This is a genomic window from Achromobacter animicus (genome assembly GCF_040775605.1).
GTDB classification, from domain to species: domain Bacteria; phylum Pseudomonadota; class Gammaproteobacteria; order Burkholderiales; family Burkholderiaceae_B; genus Achromobacter; species Achromobacter animicus.
Window position 1 is genome coordinate 3,360,020 of sequence record NZ_JAYGJK010000001.1, and the last position, 22,212, is coordinate 3,382,231.

General features: G+C 66.1%; 12 protein-coding genes. 7 read left to right on the forward strand and 5 right to left on the reverse strand.

The window, feature by feature from the left end; translation table 11 throughout:
- Nucleotides 1–10 precede the first annotated feature (10 nt).
- The 4 genes from narH to AB3147_RS15270 all read right to left on the reverse strand — a co-directional run bounded on the left by narH (nucleotide 11) and on the right by AB3147_RS15270 (nucleotide 8,196).
- Nucleotides 11–1,576, reverse strand: a complete 1,566-nt coding sequence (gene narH / locus AB3147_RS15255) for a nitrate reductase subunit beta (RefSeq protein ID WP_175121297.1) — start codon at nucleotides 1,574–1,576, stop codon at nucleotides 11–13.
- Nucleotides 1,573–5,316: a nitrate reductase subunit alpha gene (locus AB3147_RS15260; RefSeq protein ID WP_175136320.1), complete on the reverse strand. Its 3,744-nt coding sequence runs from the start codon at nucleotides 5,314–5,316 to the stop codon at nucleotides 1,573–1,575. Before AB3147_RS15260 ends, narH begins: the two co-directional genes overlap by 4 nt.
- Nucleotides 5,317–5,524: 208 nt before the next feature.
- Nucleotides 5,525–6,910 (reverse strand): NarK family nitrate/nitrite MFS transporter, encoded by a 1,386-nt coding sequence (locus tag AB3147_RS15265; RefSeq protein ID WP_175136319.1) that lies wholly within the window; start codon nucleotides 6,908–6,910, stop codon nucleotides 5,525–5,527.
- A gap of 26 nt (nucleotides 6,911–6,936) precedes the next feature.
- Nucleotides 6,937–8,196, reverse strand: a complete 1,260-nt coding sequence (locus AB3147_RS15270; RefSeq protein WP_367352321.1) for an MFS transporter — start codon at nucleotides 8,194–8,196, stop codon at nucleotides 6,937–6,939.
- Nucleotides 8,197–8,438: 242 nt separating this feature from the next.
- Between AB3147_RS15270 and AB3147_RS15275 the strand changes: the two genes are divergently transcribed.
- Complete coding sequence (locus tag AB3147_RS15275) at nucleotides 8,439–9,689, forward strand: NnrS family protein (RefSeq protein WP_367352322.1); 1,251 nt, start codon at nucleotides 8,439–8,441, stop codon at nucleotides 9,687–9,689.
- Between the two features lie 6 nt (nucleotides 9,690–9,695).
- On the opposite strand, the gene AB3147_RS15280 is transcribed toward AB3147_RS15275, so the two are convergent.
- A complete protein-coding gene (locus AB3147_RS15280; protein WP_367352323.1) occupies nucleotides 9,696–10,652 on the reverse strand; it encodes a molecular chaperone DnaJ in 957 nt (318 codons plus the stop codon).
- Nucleotides 10,653–10,803: 151 nt separating this feature from the next.
- Here AB3147_RS15280 and AB3147_RS15285 point away from each other — a divergent pair, with 151 nt between their 5' ends.
- The 6 genes from AB3147_RS15285 (at nucleotide 10,804) to AB3147_RS15310 (ending at nucleotide 22,210) form a co-directional block, all read left to right on the forward strand.
- Nucleotides 10,804–11,991: an efflux RND transporter periplasmic adaptor subunit gene (locus AB3147_RS15285; protein WP_218344101.1), complete on the forward strand. Its 1,188-nt coding sequence runs from the start codon at nucleotides 10,804–10,806 to the stop codon at nucleotides 11,989–11,991.
- Nucleotides 11,988–15,068 (forward strand): multidrug efflux RND transporter permease subunit, encoded by a 3,081-nt coding sequence (locus tag AB3147_RS15290; RefSeq protein WP_367352324.1) that lies wholly within the window; start codon nucleotides 11,988–11,990, stop codon nucleotides 15,066–15,068. Before AB3147_RS15285 ends, AB3147_RS15290 begins: the two co-directional genes overlap by 4 nt.
- Entirely contained in the window at nucleotides 15,065–18,127 is a 3,063-nt protein-coding gene (locus AB3147_RS15295; RefSeq protein ID WP_367352325.1) for an efflux RND transporter permease subunit, read from the forward strand. Before AB3147_RS15290 ends, AB3147_RS15295 begins: the two co-directional genes overlap by 4 nt.
- Before the next feature lie 265 nt (nucleotides 18,128–18,392).
- Nucleotides 18,393–19,946 carry an efflux transporter outer membrane subunit gene (locus AB3147_RS15300; protein ID WP_367352326.1) on the forward strand — a complete coding sequence of 518 codons (1,554 nt, stop codon included), beginning with the start codon at nucleotides 18,393–18,395 and terminating at the stop codon, nucleotides 19,944–19,946.
- Nucleotides 19,939–21,147 carry an HlyD family secretion protein gene (locus AB3147_RS15305; protein WP_255808822.1) on the forward strand — a complete coding sequence of 403 codons (1,209 nt, stop codon included), beginning with the start codon at nucleotides 19,939–19,941 and terminating at the stop codon, nucleotides 21,145–21,147. Before AB3147_RS15300 ends, AB3147_RS15305 begins: the two co-directional genes overlap by 8 nt.
- Nucleotides 21,137–22,210 (forward strand): DUF2955 domain-containing protein, encoded by a 1,074-nt coding sequence (locus tag AB3147_RS15310; protein ID WP_367352327.1) that lies wholly within the window; start codon nucleotides 21,137–21,139, stop codon nucleotides 22,208–22,210. Before AB3147_RS15305 ends, AB3147_RS15310 begins: the two co-directional genes overlap by 11 nt.
- Nucleotides 22,211–22,212 lie beyond the last annotated feature (2 nt).

A 22,212-nucleotide genomic window follows, 5' to 3' on the forward strand; every position in this document is an offset into this window, starting at 1 on the left:
TTTCCTTTCCTCAGGCCGAAACGGCCTTCTTGCGCGACTTGGGCATCTCGATGAAGATCTCGCTGCCCTGCGGCTTGCGGCCGAACAGGGTGCCTTCCGACACGCCGCCCGAGCAGCCGTTGCCAAAGGTGAAGCCGCAACTTCCCTTCTCGTTGAAGCTGTCCTCAACCACTTCCTTGTGGCTGCTGGGGACGACGAAGCGGTCTTCGTAGTTGGCGATGGCCATGATGCGGTACATGTCCTGCACCGTTTCCTCGGTCAGGCCGACCTGATCGAGCAAGGCCGTGTCGCGTTCGCCGTGGACGGTCTCGGACCGCTTGAAGGCGCGCATGGCCAACATGCGTTCCAGGGCCTGCAGCACCGGCGCTTCCTTGCCAGCGGTCAGCAGGTTGGCCAGGTAGCGCACGGGGATGCGCAAGGTCGACACGTCCGGAATCATGCCGCTCTTGCCCACGGTGCGCTGGGGCATCTTGCCCGATTCAGCGGCCGTCTGGATGGGCGACAGCGGCGGGATGTACCAGACCATCGGCAGCGTGCGGTACTCCGGATGCAGCGGGAAGGCGACCTTCCATTCAACGGCCATCTTGTAGACGGGCGAGTTGCGCGCGGCTTCCAGCCACGATTCCGGGATGCCCTGCTCGCGCGCCGCGGCGATCACCTCGGGCGAATGCGGATCCAGGAACAGGTCGAGCTGCGACTGGTAGAGGTCCTGCTCGTTCGCGGTGGACGCGGCGTTCTCGATCTGGTCGGCGTCGTACAGCAGCACGCCCAGGTAGCGGATGCGGCCCACGCAGGTTTCCGAGCACACGGTCGGCTGGCCGGCCTCGATGCGCGGGTAGCAGAACGTGCACTTCTCGGCCTTGCCGCTGTTCCAGTTGTAGTAGATCTTCTTGTACGGGCAGCCCGAGATGCACATGCGCCAGCCGCGGCACTTGTCCTGGTCGACCAGGACGATGCCGTCGTCTTCGCGCTTGTAGATGGAGCCGGACGGGCAGCTGGCGACACAGGCCGGGTTCAGGCAGTGTTCGCACAGGCGCGGCAGGTACATCATGAAGGTGTTCTCGAAGGTCGAGTACATCTCCTTCTGCACGCCTTCAAACAGGGCGTCGCGGCTGCGCGAGCTGAATTCGCCGCCCAGGTCGTCTTCCCAGTTGGGGCCCCAATGGATCTTGTCCATCTTCTTGCCCGTCAGCACCGACACCGGACGCGCGGTGGGCGGCGTTTGCGACAGCGGCGCGTTCTTCAGGTGCTCGTAGTCGTAGGTGAACGGCTCGTAGTAGTCGTCGATGGCGGGCAGGTTCGGGTTGGCGAACAGGTTGGCCAGGATGCGCAGCTTGCCGCCTTGACGCGGTTCCAGCTTGCCGGCGGCCGTGCGGCTCCAGCCGCCCTTCCACTTTTCCTGGTTTTCCCATTCTTTCGGATAGCCGATGCCGGGCTTGGTTTCCACGTTGTTGAACCAGGCATACTCGACACCGTCGCGGCTGGTCCAGACGTTCTTGCAGGTGACCGAGCAAGTGTGGCAGCCAATGCACTTGTCCAGGTTCAGCACCATGCCGATTTGGGCGCGTATCCTCATGATTGCTTCTCTTCTTGTTGCAGTTCTTCGACGAGCGGGCCTTCCAGCCAGTCCACCTTCTTCATCTTGCGCACGACCACGAATTCGTCGCGGTTGGCGCCCACGGTGCCGTAGTAGTTGAAACCGTAGGCCTGCTGGGCGTAGCCGCCGATCATGTGCGTGGGCTTGAGCACCGTGCGCGTGACCGAGTTGTGGATGCCGCCGCGCTTGCCGCTGGTTTCAGCGCCCGGCACGTTCACGATCTTTTCCTGGGCGTGGTACATCAGGCACATGCCGACCGGCACGCGCTGGCTCACGACCACCCGGGCGGTCAGCGTGCCGTTGACGTTGAACACTTCGACCCAGTCGTTGTCGACCAGACCGGCCTGCTTGGCCTCGGCTTCGGACACCCACACGTGGGGGCCGCCGCGGCTCAGGGTCAGCATGCGCAGGTTGTCCGAATACGTGCTGTGGATGCCCCACTTCTGGTGCGGCGTGATCCAGTTCAGGACCAGTTCCTTTTCGCCGTTGGGGTACTTGCCCAGCATGGGCGCAACCGTCTTGGTGTCGATGGCGGGCTTGTACACGCACGAGCCTTCGCCAAAGTCCAGCATCCAGCGGTGATCCTGGTAGAACTGCTGGCGGCCCGTCAGGGTGCGCCATGGGATCAGTTCATGGACGTTGGTATAGCCGGCGTTGTAGCTGACCTCTTCGCTTTCCAGGCCAGACCAGGTGGGCGCCGAAATGATCTTGCGCGGCTGCGCCTGGATGTCGCGGAAGCGGATCTTGTCGTGCTCGCGGCCGACGGCAAGGTGCGTGTGGTCGCGTCCGGTGATTTTGCCCAGCGCTTCCCACGCCTTGACCGACACGTGGCCGTTGGTTTCCGGTGCGAAGGTCAGGATCATTTCAGCGGCATCGATGGCCGTGTCCAGACGCGGACGGCCCTGGCTGACGCCGGCTTCGGTGACGCTGTCGTTGATGCCGGCCAGCTCGTGGACCTCGTGCTGCGTGTTCCAGTTGATGCCCTTGCCGCCGTTGCCCAGCTTGTCCAGCAACGGACCCACCGACGTGAACTTGCGGTAGATGTCGTTGTAATCGCGTTCAACCACCGTCATGGACGGCGCGGTCTTGCCGGGGATCAGGTCGCATTCGCCCAGCTTCCAGTCCTTGGGTTCGAAGGCCTGGCCGAGTTCTCCCGGGGTGTCGTGCATCAGCGGGGTCAGCACCAGATCGCGGCGCTTGCCGAGGTACGGGCCGCCGATGTCGGTGAACTTCTTGGCGAGCAGCTTGTAGATTTCCCAGTCGGTCTTGCTTTCCCAGAGCGGCTGCACGGCTTCGCTGAGCGGGTGGATGAACGGGTGCATGTCGGACGTGTTGAGGTCGTCCTTTTCGTACCAGGTGGCCGTGGGCAGCACGATGTCGCCGTACAGGCACGTGGTGCTCATGCGGAAGTCCAGCACCGTCAGCAGGTCCAGCTTGCCTTCGGCCGCGTCTTCCTCGTAGGTGACTTCGGTGGGCTTGATGGCATCGCCTTCATCGCCGAACACCGCGTTCTGCGTGCCCAGCAGGTACTTCAGGAAATACTCGTGGCCCTTGCCGCTGGAGCCGAGGATGTTGGAGCGCCACACGAACATGTTGCGCGGGAAGTTGGCGGGATCGTCCGGATTTTCGCAGGACATGCGAAGGTCGCCCGACTTCATCTGTTCGACCGCGTGGGCGATGGGATCCTTGCCCAGGCTGTCGGCCTGCGCCACCACGTCCAGCGGATTGGTCCGCAGCTGCGGCGCCGACGGCAGCCAGCCCATGCGCTCGGCGCGGGCGTTCAGGTCGATCATGCTGAGTTCGCCGTACTTGGCGCGGTCGGCGGTGGGGCCGAGCACTTCCTGCACGTTCAGCTTTTCGTGGCGCCATTGGCTGGTGTGGGCGTAGAAGAACGAGGTGCCGTTCATCTGACGCGGCGGGCGGACCCAGTCCGCGGCGAACGCCAGGGGCGCCCAGCCGAACTGCGGACGCAGCTTTTCCTGGCCCACATAGTGCGCCCAGCCGCCGCCGCTCTTGCCGACGCAACCGCACATCATCAGCATGTTGATGATGCCGCGGTAGATCATGTCCATGTGGTACCAGTGGTTCAGGCCGGCGCCGACGATGACCATGGACTTGCCTTCGGTGTCGTGCGCGTTCTGGGCGAATTCGCGCGCCACCTGGATGACCTGCGCGCGCGGCACGCTGGTGTGCTTTTCCTGCCAGGCGGGCGTGTAGGGAACGTCGTCGTCGTACGAAGTTGCGACGTTGCCGCCGCCCAGGCCGCGATCAAGGCCGTAGTTGGCCATTTGCAGGTCATACACCGTGGCGACCAGCGCCTCGGTGCCGTCGGCCAGGCGGATGCGGCGGGCGGGCACGTTGCGCACGAGGAGTTCGTCGTGTTCGCTGCCGAAGTACGGGAAGCCCACGCCGACCACGTCGTCCGACTGGCCCAGGAGGGTCAGCGTCGGGACGATTTCGCGGCCCGAACCGCCGTCCTTGGATTCGAGGTTCCAGCGGCCAACCTTTTCACCGTCGTTGACGGCGCCCTCGCCCCAGCGGAAACCGATGCTGCCGTTGGGCGCGACCAGATCGCCGGTGGACTCGTCCAGGACCAGCGTCTTCCAGTCGGGGTTGTTCTGTTCGCCGAGCGCGTTGTCGAGCTGCGAGGCGCGCAGGAAGTGGTCAGGGGCGTAGAAGCCGTCGCGTTCCTTGAGCTGCACCAGCATCGGCATGTCGGTGTAGCGACGCACGTAGTCCGTGAAGTAGGCCGACTTGCCCGAGAGGTGGAATTCCTTGAGGATGACGTGGCCCATGGCCATGGCAAGCGCGGCGTCGGTGCCCTGCTTGGGCGCCAGCCAGATGTCGCCGAACTTGACCATTTCGCCGAAGTCGCTGGACACGGCCACGGTCTTGGTGCCCTTGTAGCGGACTTCGGTGTAGAAGTGCGCGTCGGGGGTGCGGGTCTGCGGGACGTTCGAGCCCCAGACCATCAGGTAGGTGGAGTTGTACCAGTCGGCCGATTCTGGCACGTCAGTTTGTTCGCCCCAGATCTGGGGGCTGGCGGGGGGAAGATCGCAGTACCAGTCGTAGAAGCTGAGGCAGGCGCCACCCAGGAGGCTCAGGTAGCGGGCGCCGGCGGCGTAACTGACCATCGACATGGCGGGAATCGGCGAGAAGCCGATCACGCGGTCGGGACCGTACTTCTTGATGGTGAGCGCGTTGGCGGCAGCAATGATTTCGGTGGCGGTGTCCCAATCGGCGCGGACAAAGCCGCCCAGGCCGCGTACCGACTTGTAGCGCTTGGCGCGCTTGGGATCCTGGCTGATCCATTCCCAGGCGGCGATGGGATCCATGGTCTTGCGGGCTTCGCGCCACATTTCGATCAGGCGGCCGCGGATCATGGGGTACTTCACGCGTTGCGCCGAGTACACATACCAGCTGTACGAGGCGCCGCGCGGACAGCCACGCGGCTCATGATTGGGCAGATCAGGACGGGTGCGGGGGTAGTCGGTCTGCTGGGTTTCCCAGGTGATCAGGCCGTTCTTGACATAGACCTTCCAGGAGCAGGAGCCGGTGCAGTTCACGCCGTGGGTGGAACGCACCACCTTGTCGTGCTGCCAGCGGGCGCGGTACGCGTTTTCCCACTTGCGGTCCTCGTTGACGGTTTCGCCGTGACCGTTCGCGAAGGTGGACTTCACCCGCGACATGAACTTCAACCGGTCCAGAAAATGACTCATTGTGTTTCTCCAAGAACGCCGGCCTGGCCGGCGCGTACTGCGATCAATGCTGATGAAGCAACTTTAGGACTGGGCTGTCTGGCGGACCATTCGCCGGTGGCACAACCCGGGTTCGGCAGAGTGACTAGTTATCCGCGTAGACCGAACTAGTCGCGCGCCGCCGGCCACACCGCGCGCAACGCGCTGACCGGCCGGCGTATCGGGCAGATCAGCACGGCACGGGCGCATTGCGGCGCGCGTAGAACCACCAGGTGATCAGCATGCAGGTGGCGTAGAAGCCGATGAAGCAAACCAGCGCGGTCTGGACGCTGCCGGTCATGTCGAGCGACGTGCCGAAGCTGCGCGGGATGAAAAAGCCGCCGTAGGCCCCGATGGCGCCGGAAAAGCCCAGCACGGCGGCCGATTCCTTGGCCGCTTCCGTCATGGCCTGCTTTTGCGCGGCCGGGCCCTTGCCCTGCGCGGCCTGCGTGCGCTCACGCAGGAAGATCACGGGGATCATGCGGAACGTCGAGCCGTTGCCCAGGCCCGTCAGCGCGAACAGCACGATGAACATGGCGAGGAACCCGTTGAAGTCGCCCAGGCGGCCTTCGCCAGGCAGGAACACCATGACGCCCGCCACCGCGGCGATCATGGCCGCGAAGGTGAAGAGCGTGACCCGGGCGCCGCCCAGCTTGTCGGAGATCCAGCCGCCCACGGGACGCGTCAGCGATCCGACCAGCGGTCCCAGGAAGGCGTATGCCATGGGATTGACCGTGGGAAACAGCGTCTTGGTCAGCATGGCGAAGCCCGCCGAGAAGCCGATGAACGACCCGAACGTGCCCACGTACAGCCAGCACATCAGCCAGTTGTGCTTGCGCTTGAAGATGACGGCCTGATCGGCGAACGAGGCGCGCGCGTCGGCGATGTCGTTCATGCCGAACCACGCGGCGATGGACGCCAGCGCGATGGGGATCACCCAGATGAAGCCCGCGTTCTGCAGCCACAGGTTCTGCTGGGTGCCATTGGCGTTGATGACCTGGGGTTCGCCGCCAGCGACGCCAAACACGCCCATCGTGATGACAACCGGCACCACGAACTGCACCAGCGACACGCCCAGGTTTCCGATGCCGGCATTCAGGCCCGTGGCCAGGCCCTTCTTTTCCTTGGGGAAGAAGAAGCTGATGTTGGCCATGCTGGAGCTGAAGTTGCCGCCGCCCAGGCCGCACAGCAGCGCCAGGATCAGGAGCGTGGGGAACGAGGTGGTCGGGTCGCGCAGCGCGAAGCCCATGCCCAGCGCCGGAATCAGCAGCGAGGCGGTGGAGATGGCTGTCCATTTGCGCCCGCCGAAGACGGGCACGAGGAACGAGTAGAAGATGCGCAGCGTGGCGCCCGACAGCGCGGGCAGCGCCGTCAGCCAGAACAGCTGGTTCTTGGACAGCATGAAGCCGGCGCGGTCCAGGTTGACCACGACCACGCTCCACAGCATCCAGATGCTGAACGCCAGCATCAGCGCCGGGATCGAGATCCACAGATTGCGGTTGGCGACACGCGCGCCGGTCTGTTTCCAGAAGCCGGGATTATCCGGCTCCCAGCGCGCAAGGACTTGAGTGGACATGAGATTCTCTCAGGATGGTTGGTGGGTCAGGCGGCTTGCTGCCGCGCGATGGCCGCGCTTTCGGGCCGGAAACTGAAGTGCATGAAGATGAGCGAGACGCAGACCGTGCCGTACAGCAGCATGAAGGCGCTGGAGCGGATGCCGGTCAGGTCGAGCAGGACGCCGAACATGATGGGAAGAATGAAGCCGCCCAGGCCGCCAGCCAGCCCGACGATGCCGGACACGGCGCCGATGTTGTCGCTGAACTCGTCAGAAATGAACTTGAAGACGGAGGCCTTGCCGATCGCCATGGCGATGCCGACGATGAACAGCAGGATGGTGAAGGTGACCGGACCGAGCGCGATGCCGAAGGAACGCGGGCCGCCGGCGGTCATGACGGTGAATTCGGTTTGCGGGTAGCTCAGCAGGAAGAACGCGACCCAGCACACCCACATCACCCACCACGTGGTCTTGTAGGCGCCGTAGCGGTCGGAGATCCAGCCGCCGACCGCGCGCAGCACGCCGCCGGGCAGCGAGAAACATGCGGCCAACAGCGCGGCCAGCTTCATGTCGAAGCCGTATTCGCCGATGTAGTACTTGGTCATCCACAGCGCCAGGGCAACGTAGCCGCCGAACACGACCGAGTAGTACTGGCAATAGCGCCAGACGCGCGGGTCCTTCAGCATGGCGAACTGGGCCGACAAGGATGCGCCGCCCGCAACGCGGTGCGAGGGATCGGACGACGAGAACATCCAGAACAGGATCGCGGTGACTAGCAGCGCCACGGCGTACACCTGCGGCACGATGACCCACGATCCGGCGGCCGCGGCGATCAGTGCGGGCGCCACGAATTTGGTGATGGCCGAACCCGAGTTGCCGGCGCCAAAGACGCCCATGGCCAGGCCCTGCTTGTTGCGCGGGAACCAGCGCGCCACGTAGGGCGTACCCACCGAGAACGAGCCGCCGGTCAGGCCGACGAACAGCGCCAGCACCAGGAACTGCCAGTATTCCGTGGCGTACGACAGCAGCCAGATCGGCACCACTGCCAGCAACATCAGCACGAAGAACACGGGACGGCCGCCGTAGCGGTCGGTCCAGATGCCCAGCGGCACGCGCACGAGGGAACCGGTCAGGACCGGCATGGCGGCCAGCAGGCCGAATTGCGTTTCAGACAGGCCGAGCTGGGTTTTTATGGGAATGCCCAGCACGGCGAAGATCATCCACACCGCGAAACAGATGGTGAAGGCAAACGTACTGGATATCAGGACCCGCATCGGCGCGCCGGCCGAGAATTGATGTGCTGCCATGGTTGGTCTCGCTTTTTGCTGACAAATGCGTATGTGGGTAGCCTAAGGAGGCCACCCTTCACTCACCATTCCCCAGCCGACCAAAGGGCCATTTCCGAAGTGCCTAGTCATGCGGGTGTTCCGGACAGCCTTGCGCTGGATCAAGCAGGCAAGTCGCGCCCGGATGCCGCCAGCAGTAATATGTATTTCAAATACACGTTCAAACCCGCAACGCGGCGCACCCTGCGCGCACTGGCTACATCATGAGCACCCTGCTTTCCATTGAAGAACCCGCAAAGAAGCCGCGCCCCGCACCGCCCGAATGGCGCGCTTTCACCGAGATGGGATTTCGCCCGCTGTACCTGGCGGGCTGTTTTTGGGCCCTGTTCTCCGTGCTGCTGTGGGTGCATGCGCCGGCGCGCCTGACCGGCGTGCTGAATGGCATGTTCTGGCACGCGCATGAAATGCTGTGGGGCTTTGTCGCCACCATTGCCGTGGGGTTTCTGCTGACGGCGGGCGCCAACTGGACGGGCAAGAATCCGCTGCGCGGCAACCCGCTGGCGGCCCTGTGCGGGTTATGGATCGTGGCGCGGGTGGGCTATCTGGTGCCGGGCCGCCCGGCATTCGCCGTTGCGGCGGCTGCCGATCTGCTCTTCTTTCTGTGGGCGGCTGGGGCGCTGGGACGCGCCGTCGCCGTGACACGCAACCAGCGCAACTATGGCGTTCCCTTGCTGCTGCTGGCGCTCGGCGCGACCAACGGGCTGTATCTGTGGGCGACGGTACAGGGCGATTACGTCACGTTGATGCGCTTTTTCAATGCCGGACTGCTGTCGATGGCCGTGCTGACGTTGCTGATCGCCCGGCGGGTCATGCCTTTCTTCGCCAAGCGCGCCGTCGCGGGCCTGGACATCCCTCCCCACACCAAGAGCGGCCATTGGCAGCTTGGGTTCGGCGTCATTGCCATCGCCTGCCTGCTGGCCGGGGTGCAGCAAGTGGCCGCGGCGGCGTTGGCGGCCAGCGGCGTGATCGCGCTGGTGCAGTGGGTGTCCTGGAAGCCGTGGGCCGTGCGGCGCGTGCCGCTTCTGTGGATTCTCTATGCCGGGTATCTGGGCCTGGGCATCGGGCTGCTGGTCGGCGCGGCGCAATTGGCGGGCTTCGTCGTCCGGCAGGCGTGGCCGGCGCACGTGATTGGCGTGGCAGGGTTTTCCGTGCTGATCCTGGGCATGGTGACGCGCACCGCGCTGGGCCACCTTGGCCGGCCGCTGCACACGGACCGCAGCATGGTCCTGAGCTACGCGCTGATGATCCTGGCGGCATTGCTGCGGCTGGCGGCGCTGTTGCCCACCGCCGCAACACTGGGACTGCTGCATGCGTCCGCCACCGCGTGGGCGCTGGCGCTGGGACTGTACCTGTGGCGGTTCTTCCCGATGATGATCCGGCCGCGCGCGGATGCGGCGGCCAAGCAGGCCGCGCCGGTCATGCGGGTGATGCCGGTGTCGCGGCCGAAAGGCTGAGACGCGTCAGGACCGATCTTCGCGCCGCTCCATCGCGGCCACTTCCCGGCGCATCGCCTTGATCCACGCCTTGAGCAGGGATTCATCCGAGAACTGCATGATCTCGTGCTCCAGTTCCTGGATGTACTCCTGGATGTCCTTGATGTCGTCGTCCAGTTCGCCCATTACCGTATCGGGTTCGAACGTGGCGAACACGTCCAGTTCGTAGCGCAGCTTGAAGCCTTCTTCGGCGAACTGAAGCTGGCTCAGCACTTCGTCCAGCTCGAGGATCAGCGACGCGTTGACAGAGTCCAGCTCATCGTCGGGAATGTCGCGGTCTCCCAGCAGGTCGATCATCGATTCATCGTTGGCCGTGGACTGCGCCAGGCGCACCTGCTCGGCCTCTTGCAAGGCCTGCCACGCGATGTCATTCGTCACGGCCGGAATCTTGACGACGCGCGCGTACTCCAGCAGTTCTTCCGCGTCCTCGTCGTCATACTGGTCCTGGATGATCTGCAGCAACTGCATGGGCGACATCGAGGCCAGATCGGCAACGTCCAGATCCAGCGCATCGGCGAGTTCCTGGCCCGCGCTTTCCGTCAGTTCGGCCAGGTTGGCGTCGTAATCCGACCCGCGGTGCTTCTTGTAAAGCGTCTTGAGGCGCGCGGTGTCGCAGCCGGCAGGCAGCTCGCTCTTGGTTGCCAGGACCAGCAGTTCTTCCGAAAACTCCGTGACCAGTTCAGAAACGAATTCGCGCTCGGCCTTGGACAGGCCCATTTCCTTGTACGCATGATCAAAGCACAGCACCAGCTTGTAACGAAGCTGGTTGAGCTTTTCTTCGAGGGGCCGCAGCGTCTCGGTGTATTTGCGCTGGTAATCGGCTTCGATCGACTGCCACTGCGCCAAGCGGTCGCGTTCGGACGCCAGCCGTTCCTGCAGGCGCTCGAATAATTCCCGCTGACTTTCGAAGGATTCTTTGCTCATGACCCACTCCTCTTGCAAACCGGGGTATTGAAAACAGCCGCCACTCTAAACGATACGCGCAAACCCTTCTTGAAACTCAGCATCAATAACGCTAATCATTATTATTAATATAGAATCTCGGCTGTCCGCTATCCCTTGCCTGGCAGCCCTGATGTCCCTGCGCTTCCTTGCGGGCCCCACCCCCTCACGCAAACGCCTGATCCTGATCGCGGCCGCCCTGGCGCTGGCCCTGCTGATCGGTGCGGCGGTCTGGCTGGCGGGCAATAAAGGCCCGGCCGCCCCTCCTCCCCCCAACTATGGGAAGCTTCCCGTCGCAGTAAGCGTCGCCGCCGCTCGCACTGGCCCGCTGCAGCGGGACCTGCATGCGTTGGGCACCATCACGCCGCTGGCTCAGGTGACCGTGCGCAGCCAAGTCGATGGCCAGTTGGTGAGACTGCACTACACCGAAGGCCAGGCGGTCTCGCAGGGTCAGTTGCTTGCCGAAATAGACCCCCGCCCCTTCCAGGCTGCGCTGGCGTCCGCCGAAGGCGAGCTGGCGCAAACGCAGGCGTTGCTGGACAACGCCGAAGCGGACCTGCGCCGCTATCGGAAGCTGGCGCGGCAGGAGGCCGTGGCCGGGCAGCAGCTCGATACCGCCGAGGCGCAGGTGCGGATGTACACCGCGCAGCGCCAGAAGAACCAGGCGCAGGTCGCCGACGCCCGCCGCCTGCTCAGTCTTACGCGTATCGTGGCGCCCCACGCCGGCCGCGTGGGCTTGCGGCGCGTGGATGCCGGCAACCACGTGCGCACGACAGACGCAGACGGGCTGACCACGCTGGTGCAGATGGCGCCCACGTCGGCCCTGTTCAGCATCTCGGAGACCCGCCTGGACATCCTGCGTCAGGCGCAGGCGAAGACGCCCGTGTTGCGCGTGCAGGCCTGGGACGCCGACGAGCGCCGCATTCTGGCCGAAGGCACGCTCGAAGCGCTGGACAACCGCATCCAGGCGGCCAGCGGCACGGTGCGGCTGCGCGCGCGCTTCGACAATGCCGACGAGTCGTTGTTTCCCAACCAGTTCGTGAACATCCGGCTGGCCGTCGTGCAGCAGGATGATGTCGTGACCATACCCACCGCCGCCGTGCAGTTCGGTTCTGAAGGATCGTTCGTCTTCGTCATCGGCGACGACAATCGCGCCACCCGCCGCGTGCTGGAACTGGGTCCGGCCAACGCGGGTCGCATCGTCGTGCTGGCGGGCCTGGCCGAGGACGAGCGCGTCGTGGTCGAGGGCGTGGACCGGCTGCATGACGGACGCGATGTGCAGATCGTGGAGCAGCACGATCAGGACAAGGAGCCCGCATGAGCCTGTCACGCCCCTTCATCTTGCGCCCGGTCGCCACATCATTCCTGATGATCGCCCTGCTGTTGTCGGGCATCCTGGCGTGGCGCCTGCTGCCCGTGGCCGCATTGCCTCAGGTCGACTATCCCATCATCCAGGTCACCACGCAGTATCCGGGCGCCAGTCCCAACGTGACGGCGCGCGCGGTGACCGCGCCGCTGGAACGGCGCTTCGGGCAGATACCGGGCTTAAAGCAGATGTCGTCCACCAGCGGCAGCGGCATCTCGGTCATCACCTTGCAGTTCGCACTGGACGTGTCGCTGGGCGTGGCCGAACAGGAAGTGCAGGCTGCCATCAGCTCCAGCGATTCGCTGCTGCCCAACGATCTGCCCACCCCGCCCGTGTACCGCAAGGTCAACCCTGCGGACGTGCCGATCCTGACGCTGGCCGTCACGTCGGACTCCTTGCCCCTGCCCAAGGTCTACGATCTGGTGGATACGCGGATGACGCAGCGGCTGTCGCAGCTGTCGGGCGTGGGCATGGTCAGCCTGGCCGGCGGGCAGCGCCCCGCCGTGCGCGTGCAGGTCAACCCGATGGCGCTGGCCGCGCGCGGCCTGCAGTTGTCGGACGTGCAGGAGGCGATTGCCAAGGCCAACTCCAATCAGCCTAAAGGCAGCTTTGATGGCCCCGTGCGGTCCGTCATCATGGACGCCAATGATCAATTGCAGAGCGCCGAGGAATACCGCGACCTGATCGTCGCCTGGAAGAATGGCGCGCCGGTGCGGCTGGGTCAGATCGCGACGGTGGAGGACGGCGCCGAAGACCGCTATCTGGCCGCGTGGGTGGACAAGCAGCCCGCGGTGCTGGTGAATATCCAGCGCCAGCCGGGCGCCAACGTCATTGCGGTGGCGGACCAGGTCAAGGCGCTGCTGCCGCAACTGACGGCCAGCCTGCCCGCCGCCGTGCAGGTGCGCATCCTGACCGATCGGACGGAGAGCATCCGCGCCTCGGTGCGCGGCGTGCAATGGGAGCTGGCCTTCGCCGTGGGGCTGGTCGTCCTGGTGACCTTTCTGTTCCTGCGCAACCTGCCCGCTACGCTGATCCCCAGCCTGGCCGTGCCGTTGTCCCTGATCGGCACGTTCGGCTTCATGTACCTGGCCGGTTTCTCCACCAACAACCTGACGTTGATGGCGCTGACCATTGGCGCGGGCTTCGTGGTGGATGACGCCATCGTCATGCTGGAGAACATTGCGCGCTACCGCGAACAAGGCCACAGCCCGATGGCGGCCGCGCTCAAGGGCGCGGGGCAGATCGGCTTCACGCTGGTGTCGCTGACGCTGTCGCTGATCGCGGTGCTAATTCCGCTGCTGTTCATGGAAGACGTGGTCGGCCGTTTGTTCCGCGAGTTCGCCATTACGTTGGCCGTCGCCATCCTGATCTCGCTGGCCGTTTCGCTGACGCTGACGCCCATGATGTGCGCGCGCCTGCTCCCGGCGCACGAGCCGTCGCGCCCCGGGTTGCTGGACCGCCTGCAAGTGCGCTACGCCGGCTGGCTGGACGTGACCCTGCGCCACCAGCGGCTGACGCTGCTGGCGATGGTGGCCACCGTGGTGCTGACCGGCCTGCTGTATCTGGCGGTGCCCAAGGGCTTCTTTCCAGCGCAGGACGGCGGCGTCCTGCAAGGCGTGACCCAATCCGCGCAGAGCACGTCGTTTGACGCCATGTCGCGTCGTCAGCAGGCGGTCGCGGAAAGCCTGCTGGCAGATCCCGACGTCGCCACCCTGTCGTCCTTCATCGGCATCGACGGCATGAACGCCACGCTGAACACGGGGCGTCTGCTGATCAATCTGAAGCCCTGGAACGAACGCAGCGCGCCGCTGGCGGACATCATGGCGCGGCTGGACGCGCGGGCGCGTGAGGTGAACGGCATCTCGCTTTACCTGCAACCCGTGCAGGAACTGAACATCGAAGACCGCGTCAGCCGCGGCCAATATCAGTTCAGCCTGACTTCGCCCGACAGCGCCCTGCTGACGCGCTGGACTACCGCGCTGATGCAGCGGCTTGCGCAGGCGCCCCAGCTTGCCGACGTGTCTTCCGACTTGCAGGGCGGCGGGCGCCAGGCCTATCTGGAAGTCTCGCGCGACGCCGCCGCGCGTTTGGGCGTCACGATGGACGACGTGGCACAGGCCCTGTACAACGCATTCGGCCAGCGTCAGGTCGCCACGCTGTTCACGCAATCCAACCAGTACCGTGTAGTGCTGGAGGTGGACCGGACAATGGCGACCAGCCCCGAGGCGCTGGAGCGCGTTCATCTGCAGACGGAAAGCGGGCAGGCCATTCCGCTGTCCGCGCTGGCCACGGTCAGTGAACGCGCCGCACCGCTGGCGGTGAACCACCTGTCGCAGTTCCCCGCGGTGAATCTGTCTTTCAACCTGCCGCCGGGCGGTTCGCTGGGCGAAGCCATCGCTGCCATCGAAGCGGCCAAGCAGGAAATCGGCATGCCCGAAAGCGTCGAGCTGCGGCTGCAAGGCGCGGCGTCGGCGTTCGAGGCGTCGCTGTCCAACACGTTGTGGCTGATGCTGGCCGCGGTGGTGACCATGTACCTGGTGCTGGGCATGCTGTACGAAAGCGCCATCCACCCGGTCACCATCCTGTCCACCCTGCCCTCGGCCACGGTCGGCGCGCTGCTGGCGCTGCTGATCACCGGCCGGCCGCTGGACCTGATTGCCGTGATCGGCATCATTCTGCTGATCGGGCTGGTCAAGAAGAACGGCATCATGATGGTCGACTTTGCGCTGGAGGCTGAGCGCACGCGCGGCCTTGACCCGCAAGCCGCCATCCGCGAGGCCGCGCTGCTGCGCCTGCGCCCCATCCTGATGACGACGCTGGCCGCACTGTTTGGCGCGCTGCCGTTGATGCTGGCGACCGGCTCCGGCGCCGAGCTGCGCCAGCCGCTGGGCTGGGTCATGGTTGGCGGGCTGCTGGTCAGCCAGGTGCTGACCCTGTTCACCACGCCGGCCGTGTACCTGTTCTTTCACCGGCTGGGCCACCGCCGCGCTGATGCCGCACCGGCGCCCAACGCCGAAGGCCCGGTGAAATGATCCGGGCGTTGCTGCACCGGCCGGTCGCCTGCATTTTTCTGGCGCTGGCGCTGACGCTGCTGGGCGCGGTGGCGTGGCGCCTGCTGCCGGTGGCGCCGTTGCCGCAGGTGGATTTTCCGACCATCGAAGTGCGCGCCGATCTGCCCGGCGCCAGCCCCGAAAGCATGGCCAGCACGGTCGCCGCGCCGCTGGAACGGGCGCTGGGCAGCATCGCGGGCGTCAGCTCGATGAGCTCGTCCAGCAACCAGGGTTCGACCCGCGTGCAACTCCAGTTTGAACTGGATCGCAACATCGACGAGGCCGCCCGCGACGTGCAGGCCGCCATCAACGCCGCGCGCGCCGAACTGCCCGCCGGCATGCCGGGCAATCCCAGCTATCGCAAGATCAATCCGTCGCAGGCGCCCATCATGGCGCTGGCGCTCAGTTCCGCCACGCGGCCAGCTGGTCAGCTTTACGACCTGGGTTCCACCGTGCTGGCGCAGAAGCTCTCGCAGATCAGCGGCGTGGGCGAGGTGACGATGGGCGGCAGTTCACTGCCGGCCGTGCGCGTCCAGGTCAATCCCAACGCGCTGGCGCACTACGGCGTGGCGCTGGACGACGTGCGCGAGGCAATTTCGAACGCCGCTCCGATGGGCCCGCAAGGGCAGCTCGATTCGGCCGGCCAGCGCTGGGAGGTCGGCACCCCCGAGCAGCCGCGCCGCGCGCAGGACTACGACAGTCTCATCGTGCGCTACCAGGATGGCGCCGTGATCCGGCTGTCGCAGGTGGCGCGCGTCAGCGATTCGGTCGAAAACCGCTACAGCAGCGGCTTTCACAACCGCAATCCGGCGGTGGTGCTGACCATCAGCCGGCAGCCGGGTTCTAACATCATCGAAACCATCGACGCCATCAACCAGGCCCTCCCGGGCCTGCGCCAGTTGATGCCCGCCGACGTGGACCTGACCGTCGCACTGGACCGCTCGCCGGGCATCAAGGCGACGCTGCGCGAAGCGCACATCACCCTGGCGCTGGCCGCCGGGCTGGTCATCCTGGTGGTGTGGCTGTTTCTGGGCAATGCGCGTGCCGCCGCGATCCCCAGCGTGGCGATTCCGGTCTGCCTGATCGCCACCTTTGCCGTCATGTACGCGTGGGGCTTTTCGCTGAACAACCTGTCGCTCATGGCGCTGATAGTGGCCGCCGGGCTGGTGGTGGACGACGCCATCGTCGTACTGGAGAACATCTCGCGCCATCTGGAGCGCGGCCTCACGCCGGTCAAGGCCGCGCTGCGCGGCGTGCGCGAGGTGGGCTTTACGCTGGTGGCCATGACCGTGGCACTGAGCGTCGTGTTCGTGTCGATCCTGTTCATGGGCGGTCTGGTGGAGCGGCTGTTCCGCGAATTTTCGATCACGCTGGTGGCCGCCACCGTCATCTCGCTGGTCGTGTCGGTGGCCATCATTCCGGCACTGTGCGCGCGCTGGCTGCGGCCCGTCAGCCATGTTGCAGCCAAGCCCTCGCGGATGCAGGCGGTGTTTGCCCGCATCCACGACTGGTATGGCGTGTCGCTGGCGCGCGTGCTTGGCCACGCGCGCCTGACGTTGCTGCTGCTGGCCGGCGTCGTCGGGCTGAACGTCTACCTGTATGTCCAGGCGCCCAAGGGATTTTTGCCGGTGCAGGACACCGGCCAGCTCATGGGCTTCGTGCGCGGCGACGACGGGTTCTCGTTTCAGGTCATGCAGCCCAAGATCGACCAGTACCGGCAACTTGTCCTCAAGCACCCGGCCGTCGATGACGTCATCGGCTACAACGGCGGCGGCCTGGGCATCAGCAATTCGCTGTTCCTCATCCGCTTGAAACCCGCCGCCGAACGCGAGGCGTCGTCCACCGAGGTCATCAACTGGATGCGCACGAACGCGCCGGCGGTGCCGGGCGGCATGTTCTTCCTGAACGTGGACCAGGACCTGCGCATGCCCGGCGGCTTCGGCAATTCCGGCGACCATGAACTGGCCATCATGGCCAGCGACGTGCCGGCGCTGCGGGAATGGTCGCGCAAGATCTCCAAGGCGATGCAGGAGATCCCCGAGCTGCGCGACGTCGACGCGCAAGGCGACGGCGCGACGCAGCAGGTCGTGATCGACATTGACCGCAGCGCGGCGCAGCGGCTGGGCGTCGACATGGACACCATCAGCAGCGTGCTGAGCAATTCGTTCAGCCAGCGGCAGGTCGCGACGCTGTACGACGCGATGAACCAGTATCGCGTCGTGCTGGAACTGGACCCGCGCTACACCGAAGACCCGGAAGTCCTGGAACAGGTGCACGTCGTGGCTGCCGATGGCAACCGCGTTCCGCTGACCGCGTTTGCCACCTACGACAACGGGCTGGTCAACGACCGTGTGTTTCACGATGGCCTGTTTGCAGCGGTGTGGGTCGGCTTCTCGCTGGCGCCCGGCGTGTCGCTGGAACAGGGGTTGGCCGCCATTGACGCGGCGACGGCCAAGCTGATGGTGCCGTCTTACATCCAGACCCGCCTGGGCGGCGATGCGCGCAACTTCCAGCAGAGCCTGCAGGACCAGCCCTGGCTGATCCTGGGGGTCCTGGTCGCCATCTACCTGGTGCTGGGCATCCTGTACGAAAGCGCGCTGCATCCGCTGACCATCCTGTCCACGCTGCCGTCGGCCGGCGTCGGGGCGCTGCTGGCGCTGCGGCTGGCCGGCATCGAGTTCACGCTGATCGCGCTGCTGGGGCTGTTCCTGCTGGTGGGCATCGTCATGAAGAACGCCATCCTCATGATCGACTTCGCCCTGAGTCTGGAGCGGCGCGAGAACCTGACGCCCGAGCAGGCCATCCACCGCGCCGCCATGCTGCGCCTGCGGCCCATTGTCATGACCAACCTGGCGGGTCTTCTGGGCGCCCTGCCCTTGGTGCTTGGAATGGGCGAAGGGTCGGAATTGCGCCGCCCGCTGGGTGTCGCCATTGTCGGCGGGTTGATGATCAGCCAGTTCCTGACGCTGTATACGACGCCGATCGTGTATCTGGCGCTGGAGCGGTTGCGCCGCCTGGGCTGGCGCCGCCGCACCGCCTGACCGGCGCGGCCTGCCGGGCCGCCCTCCGTATCTTCCCGCTAGCCGGAAAATAAAAAGCTCAATAGAATCGGTTGGCACGCTGACGCAAACCGCCCGATCCGGTCCGGCGCTTTTTCGCGCCGCCGGGAACGCGACTGCTGCCCGCGATGCCGGCGCGACCACACAAACACGTTGTCGCTACCGAGCTTTCCGGCGTTCGCGGTGCGGGCACCATCGGGCCGTCACCGGGGACTTGCAGTTTGGCCTCTGACAGACCTGGTGCCCAATGTGGCCGATGACTTGTTTGAATCGACTGCTGCTGACCGGCGTGCTTTGCCTGACCGGTTGCGTGCAAGTGGGACCCGACTTCGCGCCCCAGCGTGTCGACTGGTCCAGCCAATGGGACACGCCGGCGCTGCAACAGGCCACCGTGGAAGCCTCGCAGCCGGACGCCCGGCAGTGGTGGCGTATCTTTGACGACCCCGTTCTTGAATCCCTGATCGCCCAGGCCGACGCGCACAATCCCGGCGTGCAGGTGGCCGGCCTGCAGATCATGGAGGCGCGCGCCCAGCTTGGCATTGCCCGCAGCGGGCTGTATCCGCAATCGCAGGTCGTCGGCGCGGACGCGCTTTATCAGCATCGGTCATCGCGCTCCTCGGAAGGCAATCCGCGGCCCAGCAGCTTCTGGCAATACAGCGCGGGGTTCAACATCGGCTGGGAACTGGACTTCTGGGGCCGTTTCAGCCGCGCCATCGAATCCGCGGATGCCGCCTACTTCGCGGCCGAGGCCAACCGCGAAGACGTGCTGGTGCTGCTGCACGCGCAGGTCGCCGAAAGCTATTACGCGCTGCGCACGGCCGAAGCCCGGCTGCGCATCGCCCGCGACAATGCGGCCATCCAGAAGCGCAGCTACGAGATCACCGAGCGCCTTTTCCAAAGCGGCGAGACCGACGAACTGGACTTGCAGCAGGCGCGCACGCAATACCTTGGCACGCTCAGCACCATTCCGGAGTTCGAAAGCCAGATCGCGCGCACCCGCAACGCGCTGGCGGTGCTGGTCGGCAAGCCGCCGGGCCCGATGCCGGAGCTGCCCGACCTGGCGACACGGGAGGCCGTGATTCCGCTGATCGACCGGGCGGTGCTGCAGGACGTGCCGGCCAACCTGCTGCTGCGGCGACCGGACATCCGTGCCGCCGAGCTGCGGATTGCGGCGCAGTCCGCGCAGGTGGGCGTGGCCAAGGCGGATCTTTACCCTTCGTTGACGCTGCTGGGCAGCATCGCCTGGACCGCCACGTCGCTGGCCGGCACGTCCGGCGGCGCAGCCCTGCTTGCCGGCCCCAGCCTGACCTGGAACGTGTTCGACCACGGCCGGATCACCAACACGGTGCGCCTGCAGGACGCGCGGCTGCAGCAGCTTATCGTCATCTACCAGGACGCCGTGCGCCAGGCCGCGCGCGAGGCCGACGACGCCGCCACGGGACTGGTCAAGGCGCTGGAACGCGACGGGATCCTTTACGACTCGGCGCTGGCGGCCAAGCGCTCGTTGACGCTGGCCTCTGCGCTCTACCGCGAGGGCTATTCCGACTTTCAGCGGGTGCTGGATGCGCAGCGCGCGCTGGCAACGCAACAGGACACCTATCTGGTGAACCGGGGCAATGCCGTGCGCGACCTGATCGCCCTGTACAAGGCAGTGGGCGGCGGCTGGTACAGCGATCAGCCGGTCATCGATCCGGCCACGCAAGAACAGATGCAGCGGCGCACCAATTGGGGCGACCTGCTGTCCGAGGCCGGACGGCCCGCGCCGGCGCTTCCCAAGACCACGAGGCGATCCGATGACTAGTCCCAGGCCCGCGCCCCCGACGGCCAGCGCTGCGCCCGCGGCGAGCCCTGGCTCGCCTGCCCGCGATACGCCGGCACGCCCCGCGCCGTCCGAGCCGCCGCCCGCCCCGCCGGCCGCCCCACCGCCCCCCGCGGATCCCGCCAAAAAGGGGGTCCGCTGGGTCCTCGTCGTCATCGTCATCAGCCTGGTCTGGTATCTGCTGGCGGACCGCTACACGCCGTACACGCAGCAGGCGCGGGTGGAGGCCTTTGTGGTGCCCGTGGCGTCCGAAGTGGCGGGCCGGGTGACGCAGGTACATGTGCGCAACAACCAGGACGTGAAGTCGGGCGCCGTGCTGTTCGACATCGACCCGGAGCATTACCGGATTGCGCTCGACCGCGCCCGGGCCGATCTGGACGCCACGCGCCGGCAGATCGGCGCCAGCACCGCCGGCATCGATGCGGCGCAGGCGTCCCTGCGCGCGGCGCAAGCCAATGAAGTCCGCGCGCGCCAGGACAGCACCCGGCTCGAGCGCCTGTATCGCGACGACCAGGGCACGATATCGCTGCGCCGGCTGGAGATTGCGCGGGCCAATCTGGCGCAGGCGGTCAGCCAGGTGGCGGCCGCGCGTGCCGAGGTGCAGCGGGCGCGCGAACAGGAAGGCGGCAGCGAGGAAGACAACGCCAAGCTGCGCAGCGCCGCCGCCGCCGTGGAAAAGGCTGAACTGGACCTGGCCAACACGCAGGTGCGCGCCCCCGCTGCGGGCCTCGTCACCGACCTGCGGACCGACGCCGGCCAATTCGCCGCGGCGGGAAAGCCCGTGATGACGCTGATCGCCATTCACGACGTGTGGATCAACGCGGAAATGACCGAGAACAACCTGGGGCACGTCGACCCCGGCACGCCGGTCGCCATCATCCTGGACGCGCTGCCCGGGCAGGTGTTCGAGGGCCGCGTGCGCAGCGTGGGCTATGGCGTGAACGTCGGCACGCCCACGCAGCCCGGCAGCCTTCCCACAGTGCAGAACAGCCGCGACTGGCTGCGGCCCGCCCAACGCTTTCCGGTCGCCATCGACCTCGATCCCGGACAGCTTCCGTCCCTCCGCGGCATCCGGGTGGGCGGCCAGGCCGAAGTCATGGCGTTTCCCAACCCCGGCAATCCGCTCAACCCCCTGGGCCGCCTGTACCTGCGGCTGATGAGCTGGCTGTCCTATGCTTACTGACACGGCCCCCGCCCCTCGCGACCCCCGCGGCCAGCGCGCCCTGCGCCTGGGCGTGGGGACGGCGCTGTGCCTGGCCATCAGCTTCGGGCTGGACATGCCGATCCCGATGATCGCGCCGGTGCTCGGGGTGTTCCTGCTGGCGCAGATGAACCGGCCGCTTTCGTTGAAAGCCGGCCTGGGCCTGGCCCTGGTGGCGATGTTCACCACGGGCAGTGGGCTGTTGCTGATTCCGCTGCTTCGCTACTACCCGGCCGGCGGGGTGCTGATCGTCGGCCTGTGCCTGTTTCTGGCGTTTCGCCACGGGCTGCGCGGCGGCAATAATCTGGTGTCGACGTTCCTGATCATCGGCCTGACCATGATTTCCGCGGCAGGCACACTGGACTTCGGCCTGGCGGTAACGGTGATCGAGGCCCTGGTCAAAGCGCTGCTGCTGGCCGCCCTGGTGCTGGGCGTCTGCCACGCGCTGTTTCCCGAACCGCCTGGCCTGCCCGCGCCACCGCCCCCGCCTGTTTTGCCGGCCGCCGAGGCAAGCCGCATGGCCCTGCGCGCGGCGCTGGTCGTGCTGCCGGCCTTTCTGCTGGCCATGACCGATCCGCTGGGCTACATGCCCATCATCCTGAAGGCAGTCAGCCTGGGCCGCCAAAGCTGCGTCACGGCGGCGCATGGCGCGGCGCGCGAGATCCTGGGATCGACGCTGCTGGCCGGCGTGCTTGCGGTGGGGTTCTGGATCGCCCTGCGGCCCTTTCCCAGCCTGTGGATGTATTTCCTGTGGATGCTGCTGTTCGGACTGGTGATGGCCAGAAAGCTGTACCGGCTGAGTCCCACGCCGCATGCGCCCACCTTCTGGCTGAACACCCTGATCACGCTCATCATCCTGCTGGGCCAATCGGTGCAGGACAGCGTGGCGGGCAAGGACGTCTACACCGCCTTCGCCGTGCGCATGGGGCTGTTCATCGCCGTCACCCTGTATGCCTGCCTGATGCTGCAGTTGCTCGAACCCCGGCCGCGTGCGCCCCGCAAGCCGGGCGTATTTTCCTCACGCCGCCGGGTTACCGAAACTTGATT

Bases quoted from the DNA above. Each gene is read 5' to 3' on its own strand.
- narH (WP_175121297.1), bottom strand. From the start codon at position 1,576: ATGAGGATACGCGCCCAAATCGGCATGGTGCTGAACCTGGACAAGTGC.
- AB3147_RS15260 (WP_175136320.1), bottom strand. From the start codon at position 5,316: ATGAGTCATTTTCTGGACCGGTTGAAGTTCATGTCGCGGGTGAAGTCC.
- AB3147_RS15265 (WP_175136319.1), bottom strand. From the start codon at position 6,910: ATGTCCACTCAAGTCCTTGCGCGCTGGGAGCCGGATAATCCCGGCTTC.
- AB3147_RS15270 (WP_367352321.1), bottom strand. From the start codon at position 8,196: ATGGCAGCACATCAATTCTCGGCCGGCGCGCCGATGCGGGTCCTGATA.
- AB3147_RS15275 (WP_367352322.1), top strand. From the start codon at position 8,439: ATGAGCACCCTGCTTTCCATTGAAGAACCCGCAAAGAAGCCGCGCCCC.
- AB3147_RS15280 (WP_367352323.1), bottom strand. From the start codon at position 10,652: ATGAGCAAAGAATCCTTCGAAAGTCAGCGGGAATTATTCGAGCGCCTG.
- AB3147_RS15285 (WP_218344101.1), top strand. From the start codon at position 10,804: ATGTCCCTGCGCTTCCTTGCGGGCCCCACCCCCTCACGCAAACGCCTG.
- AB3147_RS15290 (WP_367352324.1), top strand. From the start codon at position 11,988: ATGAGCCTGTCACGCCCCTTCATCTTGCGCCCGGTCGCCACATCATTC.
- AB3147_RS15295 (WP_367352325.1), top strand. From the start codon at position 15,065: ATGATCCGGGCGTTGCTGCACCGGCCGGTCGCCTGCATTTTTCTGGCG.
- AB3147_RS15300 (WP_367352326.1), top strand. From the start codon at position 18,393: ATGTGGCCGATGACTTGTTTGAATCGACTGCTGCTGACCGGCGTGCTT.
- AB3147_RS15305 (WP_255808822.1), top strand. From the start codon at position 19,939: ATGACTAGTCCCAGGCCCGCGCCCCCGACGGCCAGCGCTGCGCCCGCG.
- AB3147_RS15310 (WP_367352327.1), top strand. From the start codon at position 21,137: ATGCTTACTGACACGGCCCCCGCCCCTCGCGACCCCCGCGGCCAGCGC.